The organism is Nocardia jejuensis NBRC 103114, assembly GCF_001613145.1.
Lineage (GTDB): Bacteria > Actinomycetota > Actinomycetes > Mycobacteriales > Mycobacteriaceae > Nocardia > Nocardia jejuensis.
The window spans coordinates 43,394-61,743 of record NZ_BDBU01000014.1; the positions used below are offsets into that span (position 1 = coordinate 43,394).

Sequence of the window (18,350 nt, forward strand, 5' to 3'; positions counted from 1 at the left end):
GCAAAGTGATGCGCGTCACAAACGGATTGACCTGCGGGTTCAGGGGCGGGCTGGGATCAGACCGTGCCGGGCCACCGCGGCGCGCAGAGCATCGGGGCGATCCGACGTCGGCAGCGCCTCGACCAGCGCGAACTCGCAGCCCAGCGCGGTCGCGCCACCGTCGGCCTCGGCACTGTCGCCCACCATCAGGGCGTTCTCCCCGGCAATACCGAGGTGATCGAGCGCGGATCGGAAGATGCGCGGATCCGGCTTCATCGCGCCGACCTCGAAGGACAGGGTGAACACATCGACATAGCGGTCCCAGCCCCGAGTCGTGAAGGCCGGACGGAAATCGAAGGCGATATTGCTGACCACGGCGATCCGCCGACCACTCTCGTGCAGGGCGCGCAATACATCGCCGGTGTCGGGATACGGGGTCCAGGCCAGCGGCTCGAGCAGTCGGTCGTAGAGGCGATGGGCGGAGGTGACCGGCACGCCGGACTTCTCCAGCACCTGCAGATAGGCGGTGCGATGTTGGCCGGGATCGAGATCCCGGTTGTCCCAAGCGAATTGACCGGCCTCGTCGAAGGTGACGAACTGCTCCACCGGTGCGGTCATGCGGCGCATCACCTCGGCGACCTCGTGGGTGTCGAACGGCCTGCCGTCCTCGGCGGTCAGTTCCACCTCCCGCAGGGCCGGCTCCTCCAATCGGAAAAGCGTGCCGGAATAGTCGAAGAGAACCGCCTCGATCGCCATACCGCAACAGTACCGAGCCGATCTTCCGCGGACCCGGCGATGGATCTCACTCCTCAACTTGTCTGATGAGTTGCTACCGTGGGGGCATGACGGATTCCCCGGTTCTCCAGGTCGATGCGGTCGATGTCGTGCGGGACGGAAACACCATCCTGCAGGGCGTTCGCCTCACCGTGCGGGCGGGCGAGCACTGGGCGCTGCTGGGACCCAACGGAGCGGGCAAGACCACCCTGCTGCGTATGCTGGGCGCGTTCGAACATCCGACCCGGGGTGCGGTGCGGGTGCTCGGGCATCAGCTCGGACGGGTCGACATGCGCGCGCTGCGCACCGCCATCGGGCACGTCGATCCCCGGCACACCCCGAGCGGACCGCTGACGGTGCACGAGGTCGTGCTCACCGGGATCACCAATACCGCCGCGCTCGTTCCCCGCTGGGAACCGACCCCCGCGCAGTCCGCCGAGGCCGACCGACTGATCGACATGCTGGGGCTCGAGCACCGCCGGGACGCGGCCTGGCCGATCCTGTCGCAGGGTCAGCGCGGACGGGCGCTCATCGCCCGGGCCCTCATGCCCAGCCCACGGCTGCTGCTGCTGGACGAACCCGCCACCGGACTGGATCTCGCAGGGCGGGAACAACTTCTGGAGCGCATGGACGTGCTGCAGCACGCGCATCCGGAGCTGGCGTCCGTGCTGGTGACCCACCACCTGGAGGAACTGCCGCCGGGCACGACGCACGCCATGCTGCTGCGCGACGGACATGCGATCGCCGCCGGACCGGTCGACGAGGTGATCACCACCGAGCACATCAGCGCGTGCTTCGCGCATCCGGTGCGCATCGTGCGCGAGGATCGGCGCTGGAGTGCGCGCGCCGCGCACACGGTGAGCAGCTGAGGCGCGAGAACAGCTGCCGCACACCACGATCGGCGCTCGTCGACTCGGCCCGTCCGCCCGCCTCCGGGCGAGCGGCGGGTCACCACCACCGGGCACCCGACGTCGCGTGCGAGCACGCGCGATCACGGAGCGCTCAGCGCAGGGAATCGATCCAGCGTTCCAGGCGCGCACCTTCGTTCGCCATCATCTCCGGATCGCGAAAGGTGTTGGCGAGCAGCGAAATCCCCTGATACGAGGCCAGCAGTGCGACGGCCAGCTCGCGCGCGTCCGCGCGACCCAGCGCGGCGAACTGCGCCTCGATCCAGCCCAGCAGGCCGCGCATGACCTCCGCCAGCTCCCGATCCAGGCCGTCGGCGCGTTTGTCCAACTCGGTCGCGAGAGTGCCCGAGGGACAACCGAATCGCACCGCGAGCTCGCGCTGTGCGACCCATCCGCGCACCAGCGCCCGGAGCCGCTCCCCCGGTTCGTCGAGTTGCTCGAGCGCCGCGATGATCTCCCCGGCCGTACGCGCGTGCGCGCCGATCGCGGCCTGGACCAGCTGGTCCTTGGTCTTGAAGTAGTAGTAGACGTTTCCCAGCGGCACCTCGGCCGCGCGCGCGATATCGGCGATAGTCGTCTTCTCCACGCCCTGCTGGTGAAACACCGTCGCGGCCGCCTCGGCCAGACGCTCACGCTTGCCCGCCCCGGCGATACGCGCACGAGGTTCTGAGTTAGTCACACAACTAACTATAGACAACGCCCGGTGAAGTGCCCTATCGTTCGACTCGGCAATTTAGTCAGTCAACTAACTCAGGAGTGAGACGGATGATCGCGGTAACCGGTGCGACGGGCAATGTCGGCAGTGTTCTGGTGCGGACCCTCGCGGAAGCCGGAGAGAAGGTGGTCGCGATATCGCGTGGGGAGAAGCCGGTGGATTTGCCGCCGGGTGTCGAGCACCGCCGGGCGGACATCGGCGACCTGGAGCAGCTGAGCGCGGCGGTCGCGGGGGCCGAGGCGCTGTTCCTGCTGATCACCGGACCCCAACTGGTGTCCGGGCCGGAGCCCGAGCGAGTACTGCACGCCGTCGCGGCAGCGGGTGTTCGACGCGTGGTGTTCGTCTCCTCACAGGGTGCGGTGACACGGCCGGACAGTGGCGGGTACGCCCGCACCATCGCGTTCGACAGGGCGCTCGCCGCATCGGATCTGGAGTGGACCTCGGTGCGGCCGGGGGCTTTCGCCGCCAATACCTACGCCTGGATCGAACCGGTGCGCACCCAGCGCACCGTCTTCGCGCCGTTCGGCGACGTCGGGTTGCCGGTGGTCGATCCCGCCGATATCGCGGCGGTGGCCGCCGCGGCGTTGACCCAGGACGGGCACAACGGCCAGGCCTACACGGTGACCGGCCCGGAAGCCGTGACTCCCCGCGCACAGGCCGAGGCGCTCGCCGCCGCGCTCGGTGAACCGCTGAACTTCGTGGAGCTGACCCGCGATCAGGCACGGGTGAACATGCTGCGGTTCATGCCGGAATCGGTCGCCGACCACACCCTGGAGATTCTCGGCACACCGACCGCCGCCGAACAACAGGTCAGCGGTGACGTGCAGCGTGTACTCGGCCGCCCCGCGACCAGCTACGCCGACTGGGCTCAGCGCAATATCCCCGCGTACCGCTGAGCGAGGACACCACCGCCCGCGAATGTCTCGGGTCCGATCCCGGGCCGAAGTATTCGCGGGCGGGCCGCTGTCGGCAGGCTCGCCGTAGGTGAGTCCCGCGTGCCCCCACGAGATCTCGATACGAGCCACACGGCGACTGGATGCTGCCGGTTCCGATCGGAGGCCGAAAGGGTCCGAACGGGGAAGGGCGGCGCGGCGGCCATCGTGTCGTGATCGATCCCGACCTCGGAACCGCAATGCGGACAGGGCATTTCGGCGCGGCGCGCCTCGTGCGGCGATCAGCACGAGGCCCACGCCGCCGTCCGGTCAGCCGATGTCGATGGGGTCGATCTGTACACGAAGGGGGGCATCGGATTTGTGGGTGCTGCGGACCGCCTGGGCCGCCGCGAGGGCACGGGAGAGCCCGGCGCCGTGCGCCCGGTCGACGCGCAGGATCATGCGTTCGACTTCGGCGGGAGAATCGCCGCCGCTGAAGGGTTTGCGGGCCCCGGGTGGAAGCGGCACCGGGCCGAGCACCTCGACGATCTCGGGAAGCTGTGCCTCGGAGAGCAATTCGGCGATCGACTCGGTGGTGCCGTCGATCGCGGCCAGGCGCACGGACGGCGGGAAGCGAACCTCGGAGCGTTCGTCGAGCTCGGTGCGAGCGTGGCCCACCGGATCCCAGCGCAGCAGGGCCTGCACGACCGCCAGCGCGGGCTCGGCCATCACGATCACCTGCCCGGTGGGACGCACCAGCGCGGCGGCGGACATCCAGCGCCGCATGGCGTCTTCGGCGGCGCGCAGATCGGCGCGGCCCAGCATGGCCCATCCGTCCAGCAGCATTCCGACCGCGTAACCGCCGGGCACCCGGGGCTCGGCGCCGATGGTCGCCACCACCACCTGGGGCCCCTCGGGCACCGTGTCGAGGATCGACGCGCCGCCCGAACCCCGCACGGGCACACCGGGAAAGGCGCGACCGAGCTCCTCGGCCGTGCGCGCCGCACCGATCACGACCGCCCGCAGCGCCCGGGAACCGCATGCGCCGCACCGGAACGCGGCCTCCACGATCCCGCACCACCTACAGGCCGGACTGTGCGCCTCTGCACCCTGTGCGCCCCGAATCGCCGCGCTGGGATACCCACCCGCACCAGCCACCGGGCGAGTTCCCTGACCCGCGGAGCCATCGGGCCGCCACTCCGTCGCCGCGGCGTCCGACGGCCGAGCCGGGCCACGGTTGCGCTTTCCCGTACCGGAGTTGTCGTCCGGCAGCGCCAATGGGCCGTTGCAGTGGCGACAGCGGGCGGGTGTGCGGCATTTCGCACACGAGAGGGCCGGGATGTAGCCGCGCCGGGGCACCTGCACCAGGACCGAGTCGCCCGCGGCCAGCGCGCGCCGCGCGGCCAGGAACGCCAGACCGGGAATGCGCACCGCACGGGCGATCGGATCTCGTTCCATCGCGAGATCGGTGTCGCCCGGCGCGGTGATCCGGGGCATGGCGTCGCGGAGCACGGATCGCTCGGCCAGAAGGTCATGGGCCCACCCGGATTCGACGACCGCCTGGATCTCCGCGGTCCGTGCGAATCCACCCGCGACGAATCCGGCCCCGGTCTCGTGCGCTCGCAGCATCGCCACTTCCCGCGCATGCGGGTACGGCGACCGAGGCTCGGCGTAGGTATCGTCCCCGTCATCCCAGATGGCGATGAGCCCGAGATCCCGCACCGGCGCGAACACCGCGCTGCGAGTCCCCACCACCACCTTCGCGGTCCCCCGCAGCGCCGCCAGCCAGCGCCGGTACCGCGCCGAGGGTCCCAGTCCAGCCGCCAGCCCCACCGCCGATTCCCCCATCAGCGCAACACATTCCGTCAGCACCCGGTCCAGATCCCGCTGGTCCGGCACCATCACGATGACCCCGCGCCCACTCCCGGCCACCACGGCCGCCAACTCCGCCAGCCGCCGCGCCCAGTCCTCCCCCGGTAACGCCTGCCATGCCGCCCGAGGCGCCCGACCGGCCGCCGCCGCCGTCAGGAACGACACCCCGTGCGCGTACCGCCCCCACCCGGGGTAGCACTCCCCCACCGTGGGCACGCCCACGATCTCCCCCATCGCCACGTGCTCCGCCGTGCCGCCAGCCGTTCCGTCATCAGGTGCGGCGGCCGCGACGGCTTCCTCGACACCGGAGTCCGCTAACACCGGCGTTCCGTCGGAAACGACTGCCGTGTCGGTTGTCTCGTCATCCTCCGAACCGACGGGGACATTCGGACTCCCGGCTGTCCCTTCCCAGGTTCGCGCCTTGTCGGCATTCGATTCGGCACCGAGCGCGGCAGGCCCGGCAGCTCCGTCGACACCGCCGTCCCCCACGTCCTCGCTACGGTCTGGCTCGTCGCCGACGTCATGACGTTCGCCACCGTCGCTCGCACCGGGCACCTCGGGGACGCGCTCGCCACGGCCGGCAGTCGCACGAGCATGCGACTCGGACGCGCCCGACACGACAACTCGCGCTGTGGCGTCGGAATCGGCTGCGCCGGAACCCGGTTCGCCGGATTCGGGGTGGGCGCGGGTTTCCTCGTTGGCGGCGGAATTCGCGATGTTCCGGTCGTGTGCGCCGGAGCGCGAGTCGGCTGTCTGGGACTGCGACGTCGAAATCTCTTCGGATGCGGGAACTGTTCCCGGCTCGGTCGCGCCCGGCGCGTCGTCGATCCCGGATACTGAGACGGGCGTGGCGGATTCGGATACCTCGTCGGGGCGCGCCGGGGTGCCGGCAGGGGCGGCGCTCGGGTCGATCCGGGGCGGGCTCGCCGGCGCACCGTCGACGGATCGAGGGTGCCGGACGAGTTCGGCATCGCCCGGGACGTCCAGGTCCACCGGGTCGGCGGTTCGCGGATCTTCCAGGGGGACACCGGGATCGACCGCGAGCGGCGCGGATTTGGCTTTGCGTTTCTTCGCGCGCGGGGGCTTGGGCTCGGTGCCTTCGGCTTCGGTGCGGGCGTGGCGGGGCGGGATGGCCAGGCGCAGCACGTCGGCTCGGGTGCCGGCGTAGCGGTGGGCCACGGCGGTGACGAGCCGGAGGATTTCGGGGGTGAGAACCTGTTCCGCGGACACGACTCGGTCCAGCCGGACCAGTTTGCCGGTGTGGGAGGACTTTTCGAGGCGCTCGAGGATGTAGCCGTCGACGAGGCGACCGGAGAAGCGGACTCGCACTCGGACACCCGGTTGGGCCGCCTCGGACATGTCGTCGGGGACGAGATAGTCGAAATCGCGGTCCAGGTGGGCCGGTTCGAGCAGCGGCAGGACGCGTGCGATCGGGCGTTCACCCTCACACGGCGGCGGGGAGGGCACCGCCGCGCCGGAACGGGCTGCGGCGGAACGCCCCTCGTCCGACTGTGCGGAAACCGCAACGGCGGGAGCGGGGCTCGATGAGCCCGGCGCTCCCGCCGTCGAGGAACGGGTGTCGGCCAATTACAGACCGGCGGCTGCGCGCAGCTTCTCGGCGCGGTCGGTGCGCTCCCAGGGCAGGTCCACGTCGGTACGGCCGAAGTGGCCGTACGCGGCGGTGGGCGCGTAGATCGGGCGGAGCAGGTCCAGATCGCGAATGATCGCGCCGGGACGCAGGTCGAAGACCTCGGCGATGGCCGCGGAGATCTTGGTCGGGTCGATCTTCTCGGTGCCGAAGGTCTCGACGAACAGCCCGACCGGAGCGGCCTTGCCGATCGCGTACGCGACCTGCACCTCGACGCGCTCGGACAGACCGGCCGCGACGACGTTCTTGGCGACCCAGCGCATGGCGTAGGCGGCCGAGCGGTCGACCTTCGACGGATCCTTGCCGGAGAACGCGCCGCCACCGTGACGGGCCATGCCGCCGTAGGTGTCGACGATGATCTTGCGACCGGTCAGGCCGGCGTCACCCATCGGGCCACCGAGCACGAACTTGCCGGTCGGGTTGACCAGCAGGCGCACATCGGAGGTGTCCAGCGGGTTGGGCAGCTGCAGCTCGGCGAGCACCGAGTCGACGACCTTCTCGCGGATGTCCGGGGTCAGCAGGTTGTCGAGGTCGATATCGGCAGCGTGCTGGGTGGAGATGACCACGGTGTCGAGGCGCTTGGGGATCTGGCCGTCGTACTCGATGGTGACCTGGGTCTTGCCGTCCGGGCGCAGGTACGGCAGCACGCCGGACTTGCGGACCTCGGTCAGGCGACGAGAGAGCTTGTGCGCCAGCGAGATCGGCAGCGGCATCAGCTCGGGGGTCTCGATGGTGGCGTAGCCGAACATCAGGCCCTGATCGCCCGCGCCCTGCTTGGCGATGGCGTCGTCCTCGCCGCCGACCCGGGCCTCGTGCGAGGTGTCCACGCCCTGAGCGATATCCGGCGACTGCGCGCCGATCGCGACGTTCACGCCACAGGACGCGCCGTCGAAACCCTTTGCCGAGGAGTCGTATCCGATCTCCAGGACCTTCTCGCGAACGATGGTCGGGATGTCGGCGTACGCCGAGGTGGTGACCTCACCGGCCACGTGCACCTGACCCGTGGTCACCATCGTCTCCACCGCGACGCGGCTGCGGGGATCCGCGGCGAGCAACGCGTCCAGGATGGAATCGCTGATGGCATCACAGATCTTGTCCGGGTGACCTTCGGTCACGGACTCACTCGTGAATAGGCGGCTGCCAGACGTGCGCACAGTTGTTCCCTCTCCCTGAACGGGTTTTCTTCTCGTATCGGCCTGCGACGGTGACGCGTCCGCGCTACCGCACAGCCCCTTGTCTCAGACTATTCCAAACCGTTCGCCGCGGGGGCGAGCACGCTCTGGATATTGAACGGATTGTGACTCAGACAGTTCGGATCGACTCTAGCGCGCCGATCCCACCGAACGCCGTAACTTCCGCCTCAACGCAGAAGTGGTCCGAGCGCGTCCAGCACCCGACTCGCCAGCAGTGCCTTGGACCCGTGGTCCAGGGCGATCTCGGTGCCGTCGGCGCCGAGCAGCCAGCCGTCGTTGTGGTCCACCTCGAAAGCCTTACCTTCACCAACGGCATTGACCACCAGCAGGTCACAGCCCTTGCGCGCGAGTTTGGATCGCGCGTGGGTGAGCACATCCGCATGCTCGTCACCGGTCTCGGCGGCGAAGCCGACGATCGTGGTGCCCGGCAACTGACCTTCCCGGCGCGTCTGCACCAGGCCGGCGAGGATATCCGGGGTTTTGGACAACTCGATCGAATTCGGTTCGTCCGCACCCTTTTTGATCTTCGCCGCGGCCACGTTCACCGGTCGGAAATCGGCCACCGCGGCGGCCATGATCACCGCGTCCGAGCCCAGTGCGTGCTTGTCCACCGCGATTTTCAACTGCTCCGCGGTGGTCACGTGCACGACCTCGACTGCGGCCGGTGGTTCCAGACCGATGGTATTGCCGGCGATGAGCGTCACCTGTGCACCGCGCTGTGCGGCGAGTCGCGCGATCGCGTAGCCCTGCTTGCCGGAGCTGCGATTGCCCAGGAACCGCACCGGGTCCAGGGGTTCGCGAGTTCCGCCCGCGGACACCACGACTCGGCGACCTTCGAGGTCGCGGGGCAGGGCGTCGGGACGTTCCAGCAGCAGCGTCGCGAGACCGAAGATCTCCGCGGGCTCGGGCAACCGGCCCGAACCGGTGTCGGCTCCGGTGAGCCGGCCCGACGCGGGTTCCATCACGGTCGCACCGAACGAGCGCAGCATGGCCACGTTCGCGACGGTGGCGGGGTGCTCCCACATCTCGGTGTGCATCGCGGGCGCGAACAGGACCGGACATCGGGCGGTCAGAAGTGTGGCGGTGAGCAGATCGTCCGCGCGGCCGGATGCGGCACGCGCCATGAGATCGGCGGTCGCGGGGGCGATGACCACGAGGTCGGCTTCCTGCCCGAGTCGCACGTGCGGCACCTCGGGCACATCGGCGAAAACACCGGTGTGCACGGGATTGCCGGACAGCGCCTCGAAGGTGGCCTTGCCGACGAAGTTCAACGCCGCTTCGGTGGGGATGACACGCACCTCGTGGCCGGTTTCGGTGAACCGGCGCACGAGGGCGCAACTCTTGTATGCGGCGATACCGCCGCCGACACCGACGATGACCCGGGTCACCGCATGCCCCGGGTGGAATGTGTCGTCGTCACTACGCCTCCAGCGCCGTAGAGAAGTGGCCTGCCTGACCCGTGTGGCTTATTCGCCTTCGGAGTGCTCGAGCAGATCGGCGTGGATCTCGCGCATCGCCACCGACAGCGGCTTCTCCTGCAGACCCGGCTCGACCAGCGGACCGACGTATTCGAGAATGCCGTCGCCCAGCTGGTTGTAGTAATCGTTGATCTGACGGGCCCGCTTGGCCGCGTAGATCACCAGCGCGTACTTGGACGAGGTGCGCTCGAGCAGCTCATCGATCGGCGGGTTGGTGAGCCCGATCGGAGTGTCGTAAGTGGGAACGGTCTTGAGGTCACTCACTAGGGAGGCTCCTGCGGGGTTGTCGTTCGGAAGGATTTCGAACCGGCTCACTGCACGCGATCACGAGTGATCCGCGAGTAGACGAGCCGGTGTTCGAGGGCTACCTCGAATTTGTGCTAACGAACAAGGATACCAACTGCTCGCAGGCGCTGGTCACCTCGTCGTTCACTATGACGGTGTCGAACTCGTCACAGGCCGCCATCTCGGTCTTCGCGGTGAGCAATCTCCGCTCGATGACCTCGGGAGTCTCGGTGCCGCGGCCGGTCAGCCGGGACACCAGTTCTTCCCAACTGGGTGGGGACAGGAACACCAGTGTGGCTTCCGGCATGGTCTTGCGGATGGAGCGCGCGCCCTCGAGGTCGACCTCGATCAGGACCGGGCTACCGGCCTTCAGCGCGTCTCGCACAGGTGCGGCCGGAGTTCCGGACCGCTGCAGCCCACCATGGATGTCGGCCCATTCCAGAAGTTCGTCCGCATCGATCATCGCGTCGAATTCCGTCCGGGACACGAACCGGTAATCACGTCCGTCGACCTCCCCGGGCCGGGGAGCCCGGGTGGTGGCCGAAACACTGAAAACCAATTGGGGCAGCCGTTCGCGCAAACAGCGCACGACGGTGGACTTGCCTACGGCCGAGGGGCCGACCAGGACTACCAGTCGACCCTTCCGAGTGTGTTCGACCACCCTCGGATTAATCGGCGGTGAAGTCGAACCGGGCCAGCAGCGCCTTACGCTGCCGGTCGCCCAGTCCGCGCAGTCGGCGGGTGGGAGCGATTTCCAGCTCACTCATGATCTCGGCAGCCTTGACCTTGCCAACCTTCGGCAGGGCCTCGAGCAGGGCCGAAACCTTCATCTTGCCCAGAACTTCGTCTTTCTCGGCATCGCTAAGGACCGTCTTCAGATCGGTACCGCCACGCTTCAGGCGCTCCTTGAGTTCCGCCCGAATGCGCCGGGCGGCAGCCGCCTTCTCCAAAGCAGCGGCGCGCTGCTCGTCAGTCAGCTGGGGAAGGGCCACGGTTCCTCCGTCTCATCGTTCATTGCATGATCTCCCGCCGGTAACCCAGCGGTCTCAGCGACCGTACCCACGACGCCTGGGGATTGCGAACCCACCCCCCAGGTCAGCGCGTGATTCCGGGCACGACCGGGCCGGAGGGGCATTGATGCACATCCGCTCCTACCGGCCGCGACCACCCTACAACCAGCCCACCGAATGTCCTTGTACCCAGGGCTTTTTCGGCTCCTGACCAGGTCATCGGACCACTTGCCCGAACACGCTTTCGGACCGTGACCACACTGTGATCACGCGACCTGGAACTTTCTTGAATTCTCCGGCGTGTCGCGTGTTTTACGCACCGCGTGTCGCGTGTCACAGGCCCTGCGGGACGACGTTCGGCCGAACCCGCGAGTGAGCGGTTCGCAATGCCCGCGACACGAGTGCGCGATATCCGCGCAACCCGCTCGCTCAGCCACAGGAGGCCGAATCCGGTCGAACGCCCATCCCGGGTTCGGCGAGGTCCGAACGGGCGACAGGCGGCCACTGGGCCCGCTCCAGGGCTGGTCACAGCCGGTGGGCCGCCCATCTCCGGGGGCGCGCAGCCTGGAGCGCGGCATCGGACCGACGAATCGCGCTGTTCCCCAAGACAATTCATGTCAATATCGGACAAAACAGACCAAACGCCCTGGTACGGGGCCGTGTTCGCGGAAAGCGAACAACCGAGCGCCCTGATCAGCTCATCGCGACCGGCGGATGCGCGCCGGGGCGCGGGGTCAGTCCTCGTACTCGCAGAGCTCGACGAGCGTGCCCTCCGGCGCGCGCAGATGGGCCACGCGGGTCCCCCAGGCGGGCTGATCGACCGGTTCGGTCAGCAGTTCCGCGCCGCGCGCGCGGACGGCCTCGGCCGCGGCGTCGACGTTCGCGACCCGCAGCACGACCACGACGCCGTCCGCCGCACCGCGCGCGCGGTGCTCGGCGCCGATGGCGGCGTCCATGTAGGCGCGCTGGAACAGCGCGAGATCGGCGGTACCGGCGACGAAGCACGTGTACGGGCCGTCGACGGGCTCTGGGTCGCCCGGCTGGTGATGTTTGAGCGACAGGCCCAGCACCTCGCGATAGAACCGGTAGCTGGCGGCGAAATCGTCCACCAGCACCCGGGTTTGAGCGAAGGAGAGCAGACCGACATCGGACATGGGTGATTCACCTTTCAGTACGCGAACGCGCAGAACTGTAGTGAAAGGTGGTGCGGGGGGCGACAACCGCTGGAGCATCACTCCTGCGGGCTGCGATCTACAAGGTCCGGTGGCCGCTCAGCGCGTCGGCCACAGCTCCTTCAACTGCACGGCGACCTCGGCGGCCTGACGGACGCCGGCCTCGTAGGCGGGCTCGAGCAGATGCGGGCTGAAGAAGTCGACGCCGACCGCCGCGACCATCTCGGCGTCGGGAACGACGGAAATGGTTGCCGCGCCGCCGAGTTCGCCGTCCTCGGGGATGCGCGGGAACACGTTCGCGAGCGGCTCGATGATCACCACGAGATCGAATCCCGCGGCCAGATCGGCATTGATCGGCGAGCGCATGCCACCGTCGAAGTACTCCCGGCCCTGGATCGGGATGGCCGGGAAGATGCCGGGCACCGCCGTGCTGGCGGTCACCGCGACGTCCAGCGGCACACCGTCCGCCCTGGACCACGCGCGCAGTTCACCCGTGCCGATATCGATGGTGGTGACCAGCAGGTCCCGATCGGACCACTCCGAGGTGCCGACCAGCGGACGAATCCGGCCGAGGTGGACCTCCGGATCCTCCACGGCCAATTCGGTCACCCGAACACCGGCCAGGCGACGCGCTTCGGCCGGAGAAACCCCGGGGGTCGCCAGAATTCCCAGGATCTCCCCGAAGCGCACCAGATCGAAGTTGATCGGGGCGGCCCCGTCCGACCGCGGGGCCACCAACCTGGCCAGGTCACCGTCACCGGCCAGCACCGATCCGACCACCGCACCCGCCGAGGTGCCCACGATACGATCGGCCAGCCCCAGATCGATCCCCGCCTCCCGCAGCGTGAGCGCGAGCCCCGTCATCCAGGAGATCCCGACCGGCCCACCTCCCCCGAGCACGAGGGCGATCCGAGATCCGTTGGGCGGCAACGCTGCAGACATACGCCCACTCTATCGGAGCAGAGGCGCCCCGTTCGGGTTCCGTTCCGGGCCGGGTGCGTGCCTCTCGTCAGCTCGCCCATGAGCCCAGACTCCGTTCTGCCGCGGTCCGATTCGGATGCGGGAGGGGGAGAAGCCTGGATCCCGAAGGATCCAGGCTTCTCCGGACAGGTGCCGTGTCGCGCCCGATCAGCGCTGCAGGAAGGCGAATTCGTCGGTGAGTTCCGAGACTCGCTGCTGCAGGGCCGATATCGAGGGGCCGGACTTGAGGACCTCGCGGGAGACGTTGGGCAGGACCGCGCCCAGGCCGCTCGCCGGGACCAGGGCGCGGATGGAGTCCGCTCCCCCGCCCTGCGCGCCGACCCCCGGCATCAGGATGGGGCCGTTGAGGGCGCTCAGGTCCGGGGCGTCGGTGAGGGTCGCGCCGACGACCACACCGACGGAACCGAATCCGGCGCCCGCGTTCGCCGCCGCCGCGTCATCGACCATGCGCTGGGCGATGGTGCGGCCGTCCGGACCGGTGATGCGCTGCAGTTCCGCGCCCTCCGGATTCGAGGTGGCGGCCAGGACGAAGACGCCGCGGCCGTTCTTGTCCGCGAGATCCAGTGCCGGTGCCAGCGAACCGAATCCGAGGTACGGGGACACGGTCACCGCGTCCGAGGCCAGCGGTCCATCGCCGAGCCAGGCGTGGGCGTACGCGTCCATGGTGGATCCGATATCGCCGCGCTTGGCATCGGCGAGCACCAGGGTGCCCGCCTCGCGCAGTGCGCCGATCGTCTCCTCCAGCACCATGATTCCGGCGGAACCGTAGGTTTCGAAGAATGCCACCTGCGGCTTGACCAGGGCCACCCGCCCGGCGAAGGCCTGGACGCACGCGTCCGCGAACTTCGCCAGGCCGAGGCTGTCCTCGTTCAGGCCCCAGGCCCGGAGCAGCGACGGGTGCGGGTCGATGCCCACGCACAGCGGACCGTGCTCGCGCATCGCATCCCGCAGCCGCACACCGAAACTCGTCATCGGATCAGCCCCGGAGGGTGGCGTGGAGTTCCTGCAGGGACCGCACGCCGATGCCGCCGTTGATGCTGGCCTCGATGCCCTGTACCGCGGCGGCCGCACCCTGCACGGTGGTGATGCACGGGATGTTCGCCCCGACCGCGGCGGTGCGGATCTCGTACCCGTCCACGCGCGGCCCGTTGTTGCCGTACGGGGTGTTGAACACGATGTCGACGTCCCCGTCCTTGATCATGTCCACGATGCTCGGCGAGGACACGGAGTCGCCGGCGGCGTCCGATCGACCCTCGGCGGGCTGCGGGTCCGAATGCTTGCGCACCTGCTCGCACGGAATACCGTTGCGGCGCAGCATTTCCGCGGTGCCCTCGGTCGCCAGGATACGGAACCCCAGATCGTTGAGGCGCTTGACCGGGAACACCATGGCGCGCTTGTCCCGGTTGGCGATCGAGACGAAGGCGGTGCCCTCGGTCGGCAGCGAACCGTAGGACGCGGCCTGCGATTTGGCGAAGGCGGTGCCGAAATCGGCGTCGATGCCCATGACCTCACCGGTGGACTTCATCTCCGGCGAGAGCAGCGAGTCGATGCCGGTGCCGTCGGGGCGGCGGAAGCGGTGGAACGGCAGCACCGCTTCCTTCACCGCGACCGGCGCGTCGACCGGCACGTGGCCGCCGTCGCCCTCGGCCGGGAGCAGGCCCTCCTTGCGGAGTTCGGCGATGCTCGCGCCCATGGCGATGCGGGCCGCGGCCTTGGCCAGCGGCACCGCGGTGGCCTTGGACACGAACGGCACGGTGCGGCTGGCGCGCGGGTTGGCCTCGAGGACGTAGAGCACATCGTCCTTGAGCGCGTACTGCACGTTCAGCAGCCCCTTGACGCCGATGCCCTTGGCCAGGGCGACGGTCGAGCGGCGCACGGCCTCGATATCGCTGCGGCCCAGGGTGATCGGGGGCAGGGCGCACGCCGAGTCACCGGAGTGGATACCGGCCTCCTCGATGTGCTCCATGACGCCGCCCAGGTAGACCTCGTCGCCGTCGCACAGGGCGTCGACGTCGATCTCGATGGCGTCCTCCAGGAACCGGTCGATCAGCACCGGGCGGTTCTGGGAGATCTCGGTCGCGCGCGAGATGTAGCCCTCGAGGGTGGCCTCGTCGTAGACGATCTCCATACCGCGGCCGCCGAGCACGTAGGAGGGACGCACCAGGACCGGGTAGCCGATCTCCGCGGCGATCTTCTTGGCCTGCGGGAAGGTGGTGGCGGTGCCGTACTTGGGAGCCGGAAGTCCCGCCGCCACAAGCACATCGCCGAATTCGGCGCGGTCCTCGGCCAGGTCGATGGCCGCGGCCGAGGTGCCGACCACCGGAACGCCCGCGTCGGTCAGGCGCTGGGCCAGACCCAGCGGCGTCTGGCCGCCGAGCTGGCAGATGACGCCCGCGACGGTGCCGGACTCGGTCTCCGCGTGGTAGACCTCGAGCACGTCTTCGAAGGTCAGCGGCTCGAAGTACAGGCGATCGGCGGTGTCGTAGTCCGTCGAGACGGTCTCGGGGTTGCAGTTGACCATGATGGTCTCGTAGCCCGCGGCCGAGAGCGTCTGCGCCGCGTGCACGCACGAGTAGTCGAACTCGATGCCCTGGCCGATGCGGTTCGGGCCGGAGCCCAGGATGATGACCTTCTCGCGCTCGCGCTGCGGCGCCACTTCCGATTCCGCGGCGGGATCGAGCTCGTAGGCCGAGTAGTAGTACGGGGTCTTGGCGTCGAACTCGGCGGCGCAGGTGTCGACGGTCTTGAACACCGGGCGGATGCCGAGACGGTGGCGCAGGGCCCGCACGCCGTTCTCGCCCGCGAGTTCCGGTCGCAGCGCGGCGATCTGGCCGTCGGACAGGCCGTAGTGCTTGGAGACGCGCAGCAGCGCCTCGTCCAGCACGGGCGCGTCCAGGATGTCCTGGCGCAGGTCGACCAGCCCGGCCACCTCGGCCACGAACCACGGGTCGATGCCCGAGGCCTTGGCGGTGTCCGCGACGGTCGCGCCCAGGCGAAGCGCGCGCTCCACCTGGTAGATCCGGCCTTCGGTGGGAACGCGCAGGTCCGCGAGGATGGCCTCGACGGCCGCGTGCGCGTCGCCGCCCTCGGCGGGAGCCCACTCGCCGTCCGGCTGCGTCCAGAAGCCGGCGGACTTGGTCTCGAGCGAGCGCAGGACCTTGCCCAGCGCCTCGGAGAAGTTGCGGCCCATGGACATCGCCTCGCCGACCGACTTCATGGTGGTGGTCAGCGTGGTGTCGGCGCCGGGGAACTTCTCGAACGCGAACCGCGGGGCCTTGACGACCACGTAGTCCAGGGTCGGCTCGAAGCAGGCCGGGGTCTCGCCGGTGATGTCGTTGACGATCTCGTCGAGGGTGTAGCCGATGGCCAGCTTGGCGGCGATCTTGGCGATCGGGAATCCCGTTGCCTTGGAAGCCAATGCGGACGAGCGCGACACCCGCGGGTTCATCTCGATGACGATCAGGCGGCCGTCGGCGGGGTCCACCGCGAACTGGATGTTGCAGCCGCCGGTGTCCACGCCGACCTCGCGCAGGATGGCGATGCCCAGATCGCGCATCTTCTGGTATTCGCGGTCGGTGAGGGTCATGGCCGGGGCGACGGTGACCGAGTCACCGGTGTGCACGCCCATCGGGTCCACGTTCTCGATCGAACAAACGATGACGACGTTGTCCTTGCCGTCACGCATGAGCTCGAGCTCGAATTCCTTCCAGCCCAGGATGGATTCCTCGATCAGCACGTTCGCGGTCGGCGAGGCCGCGAGGCCGCCACCGGCGATGCGATCGAGATCGTCCTGGTTGTAGGCCATACCCGAGCCCAGCCCGCCCATGGTGAAGGACGGGCGCACCACGACCGGGAAGCCCAGTTCCCCGACGGTGTCGCGGACTTCGTCCATGGTGTAGCAGACCCGCGAGCGGGCGCTCTCGCCGCCGACCTTGGCGACGATGTCCTTGAACTTCTGGCGATCCTCACCGCGCTGGATGGCTTCGAAGTCCGCGCCGATCAGCTCGACGTTGTACTTCTCCAGGATGCCGTGCTCGTGCAGTGCGACAGCGCAATTGAGCGCGGTCTGACCACCGAGGGTCGCCAGGATGGCGTCGGGACGCTCCTTGGCGATGACCTTCTCGACGAACTCCCAGGTGATCGGCTCGACATAGGTCGAATCGGCGAACTCGGGGTCGGTCATGATGGTGGCCGGGTTGGAGTTCACCAGCGACACCCGCAGGCCCTCGGACCGCAGGACGCGGCAGGCCTGGGTGCCGGAATAGTCGAACTCACACGCCTGTCCGATGACGATCGGGCCCGAGCCGATCACCAGGATGTGTTCGAGGTCTGTACGGCGAGGCATCAGGCTCCTTCCAGCAGCGTGGCAAAGCGATCGAACAGGTAGGCGGCGTCGTGCGGTCCGGCGGCGGCCTCGGGGTGGTACTGGACGGAGAAGGCGCGCCCGTTCACCAGCTGAACGCCTTCCACCACACCGTCATTGGCGCACACGTGGCTGACCTCGGCCTTGCCGAACGGGGTGTCGAACACCTCGCCGCGCTCACCCTCGAGGGCGAAGCCGTGGTTCTGCGCGGTGATCGAGATGCGCCCGGTGTGATGCTCGATGACCGGGACGTTGATGCCGCGGTGACCGAACTTCATCTTGTAGGTGCCCCGGCCCAGCGCCCGGCCCAGGATCTGGTTGCCGAAGCAGATGCCGAACAGCGGCAGGTTCTCGCTCAGAATGCCCTGGGTCAGTGCGACCTGGGCGTCCGCGGTGGCCGGATCGCCCGGGCCGTTGGACAGGAACACACCGTGCGGGCCGAGTTCCTTGATCTGGTCCAGGGTGACGTTCGAGGGCACCACGTGCACCCGCATGCCGCGCTGGGCGAACATGCGCGGGGTGTTGGACTTGATGCCGAGATCCACCGCGACGACGGTGAATCGGTGCTCGCCCTCGGGTTCGATGGTGTACATCTCGTCGGTGCTGACCTCGCCCGCGAGATCCGCGCCCAGCATGGAGGGCTGGCCGGTGACCCGCGCCAGCAGTTCCTCGTACTCGGCCAGTTCCGCACCGGAGAAGATGCCCGCCTTCATCGAGCCGCGGGTGCGCAGGTGCCGCACCAGCGCGCGGGTGTCGATGCCCGCGATGCCGACGACGTTCTGGTTCTCCAGCTCCGACTGCAGGCTGCGGGTGGCGCGCCAGTTCGAGACCGTGCGCGAGGGGTCGCGCACGGCGTATCCGGCGACCCAGATCCTGCCGGACTCGTCGTCCTCGTCGTTCCAGCCGGTGTTGCCGATCTGCGGGGCCGTGGCCACCACGATCTGACGGTCGTAGCTGGGATCGGTGAGGGTCTCCTGGTACCCGGTCATCGCGGTGCAGAACACCGCCTCACCCAAAGTCTGTCCGGTGGCGCCGAAAGTCGTCCCGCGGAAAACGCGGCCGTCCTCGAGCACCATCACGGCTGTATTTCCGCTCATGCT

General features: G+C 68.8%; 15 protein-coding genes. 2 read left to right on the forward strand and 13 right to left on the reverse strand.

Annotated features, from left to right (window positions below; genetic code table 11):
- Nucleotides 1–39 precede the first annotated feature (39 nt).
- Nucleotides 40–735 carry an HAD family hydrolase gene (locus NJ1_RS11640; RefSeq protein ID WP_067691775.1) on the reverse strand — a complete coding sequence of 232 codons (696 nt, stop codon included), beginning with the start codon at nt 733–735 and terminating at the stop codon, nt 40–42.
- 86 nt (nt 736–821) lie between these two features.
- On the opposite strand from NJ1_RS11640, the gene NJ1_RS11645 reads away from it, so the two are divergent.
- Nucleotides 822–1,622: an ABC transporter ATP-binding protein gene (locus tag NJ1_RS11645; RefSeq protein WP_067691776.1), complete on the forward strand. Its 801-nt coding sequence runs from the start codon at nt 822–824 to the stop codon at nt 1,620–1,622.
- 133 nt (nt 1,623–1,755) lie between these two features.
- On the opposite strand, the gene NJ1_RS11650 is transcribed toward NJ1_RS11645, so the two are convergent.
- Entirely contained in the window at nt 1,756–2,340 is a 585-nt protein-coding gene (locus NJ1_RS11650) for a TetR/AcrR family transcriptional regulator (RefSeq protein ID WP_084478019.1), read from the reverse strand.
- A gap of 86 nt (nt 2,341–2,426) precedes the next feature.
- On the opposite strand from NJ1_RS11650, the gene NJ1_RS11655 reads away from it, so the two are divergent.
- Nucleotides 2,427–3,272: an NAD(P)H-binding protein gene (locus NJ1_RS11655; protein WP_067691972.1), complete on the forward strand. Its 846-nt coding sequence runs from the start codon at nt 2,427–2,429 to the stop codon at nt 3,270–3,272.
- A gap of 306 nt (nt 3,273–3,578) precedes the next feature.
- Here the strand turns inward: NJ1_RS11655 and NJ1_RS40430 are convergent, their stop codons facing one another.
- The 11 genes from NJ1_RS40430 to carA form a co-directional block, all read right to left on the reverse strand.
- Nucleotides 3,579–6,587, reverse strand: coding sequence for a primosomal protein N' family DNA-binding protein (locus tag NJ1_RS40430; RefSeq protein ID WP_245717339.1), 3,009 nt, complete (start codon nt 6,585–6,587; stop codon nt 3,579–3,581).
- Between the two features lie 120 nt (nt 6,588–6,707).
- On the reverse strand, nt 6,708–7,922 hold the full coding sequence (gene metK / locus NJ1_RS11665; protein WP_084478022.1) for a methionine adenosyltransferase: 1,215 nt from the start codon (nt 7,920–7,922) through the stop codon (nt 6,708–6,710).
- Between the two features lie 206 nt (nt 7,923–8,128).
- Complete coding sequence (coaBC, locus tag NJ1_RS11670; protein WP_067691784.1) at nt 8,129–9,349, reverse strand: bifunctional phosphopantothenoylcysteine decarboxylase/phosphopantothenate--cysteine ligase CoaBC; 1,221 nt, start codon at nt 9,347–9,349, stop codon at nt 8,129–8,131.
- Between the two features lie 78 nt (nt 9,350–9,427).
- Complete coding sequence (gene rpoZ, locus NJ1_RS11675; protein WP_067691787.1) at nt 9,428–9,703, reverse strand: DNA-directed RNA polymerase subunit omega; 276 nt, start codon at nt 9,701–9,703, stop codon at nt 9,428–9,430.
- A gap of 100 nt (nt 9,704–9,803) precedes the next feature.
- Complete coding sequence (gene gmk / locus NJ1_RS11680; protein ID WP_067691790.1) at nt 9,804–10,385, reverse strand: guanylate kinase; 582 nt, start codon at nt 10,383–10,385, stop codon at nt 9,804–9,806.
- Between the two features lie 7 nt (nt 10,386–10,392).
- Nucleotides 10,393–10,716 carry an integration host factor, actinobacterial type gene (mihF, locus tag NJ1_RS11685; RefSeq protein WP_067691792.1) on the reverse strand — a complete coding sequence of 108 codons (324 nt, stop codon included), beginning with the start codon at nt 10,714–10,716 and terminating at the stop codon, nt 10,393–10,395.
- A gap of 752 nt (nt 10,717–11,468) precedes the next feature.
- Entirely contained in the window at nt 11,469–11,888 is a 420-nt protein-coding gene (locus NJ1_RS11690; RefSeq protein ID WP_067691795.1) for a VOC family protein, read from the reverse strand.
- Between the two features lie 117 nt (nt 11,889–12,005).
- Nucleotides 12,006–12,848, reverse strand: coding sequence for a patatin-like phospholipase family protein (locus tag NJ1_RS11695; protein ID WP_067691798.1), 843 nt, complete (start codon nt 12,846–12,848; stop codon nt 12,006–12,008).
- Nucleotides 12,849–13,034: 186 nt separating this feature from the next.
- A complete protein-coding gene (gene pyrF, locus NJ1_RS11700) occupies nt 13,035–13,859 on the reverse strand; it encodes an orotidine-5'-phosphate decarboxylase (protein WP_067691800.1) in 825 nt (274 codons plus the stop codon).
- 4 nt (nt 13,860–13,863) lie between these two features.
- On the reverse strand, nt 13,864–17,232 hold the full coding sequence (carB, locus tag NJ1_RS11705) for a carbamoyl-phosphate synthase large subunit (RefSeq protein ID WP_067691802.1): 3,369 nt from the start codon (nt 17,230–17,232) through the stop codon (nt 13,864–13,866).
- Nucleotides 17,232–18,347, reverse strand: a complete 1,116-nt coding sequence (gene carA / locus NJ1_RS11710; protein WP_067691804.1) for a glutamine-hydrolyzing carbamoyl-phosphate synthase small subunit — start codon at nt 18,345–18,347, stop codon at nt 17,232–17,234. The genes carB and carA overlap by 1 nt, the downstream gene beginning before the upstream one ends.
- Nucleotides 18,348–18,350 lie beyond the last annotated feature (3 nt).

Coding starts and splice junctions, on each gene's coding strand:
- NJ1_RS11640 (WP_067691775.1), bottom strand. CDS start 735: ATGGCGATCGAGGCGGTTCTCTTCGACTATTCCGGCACGCTTTTCCGA.
- NJ1_RS11645 (WP_067691776.1), top strand. CDS start 822: ATGACGGATTCCCCGGTTCTCCAGGTCGATGCGGTCGATGTCGTGCGG.
- NJ1_RS11655 (WP_067691972.1), top strand. CDS start 2,427: ATGATCGCGGTAACCGGTGCGACGGGCAATGTCGGCAGTGTTCTGGTG.
- NJ1_RS11690 (WP_067691795.1), bottom strand. CDS start 11,888: ATGTCCGATGTCGGTCTGCTCTCCTTCGCTCAAACCCGGGTGCTGGTG.
- NJ1_RS11695 (WP_067691798.1), bottom strand. CDS start 12,848: ATGTCTGCAGCGTTGCCGCCCAACGGATCTCGGATCGCCCTCGTGCTC.
- pyrF (WP_067691800.1), bottom strand. CDS start 13,859: ATGACGAGTTTCGGTGTGCGGCTGCGGGATGCGATGCGCGAGCACGGT.
- carB (WP_067691802.1), bottom strand. CDS start 17,232: ATGCCTCGCCGTACAGACCTCGAACACATCCTGGTGATCGGCTCGGGC.
- carA (WP_067691804.1), bottom strand. CDS start 18,347: ATGAGCGGAAATACAGCCGTGATGGTGCTCGAGGACGGCCGCGTTTTC.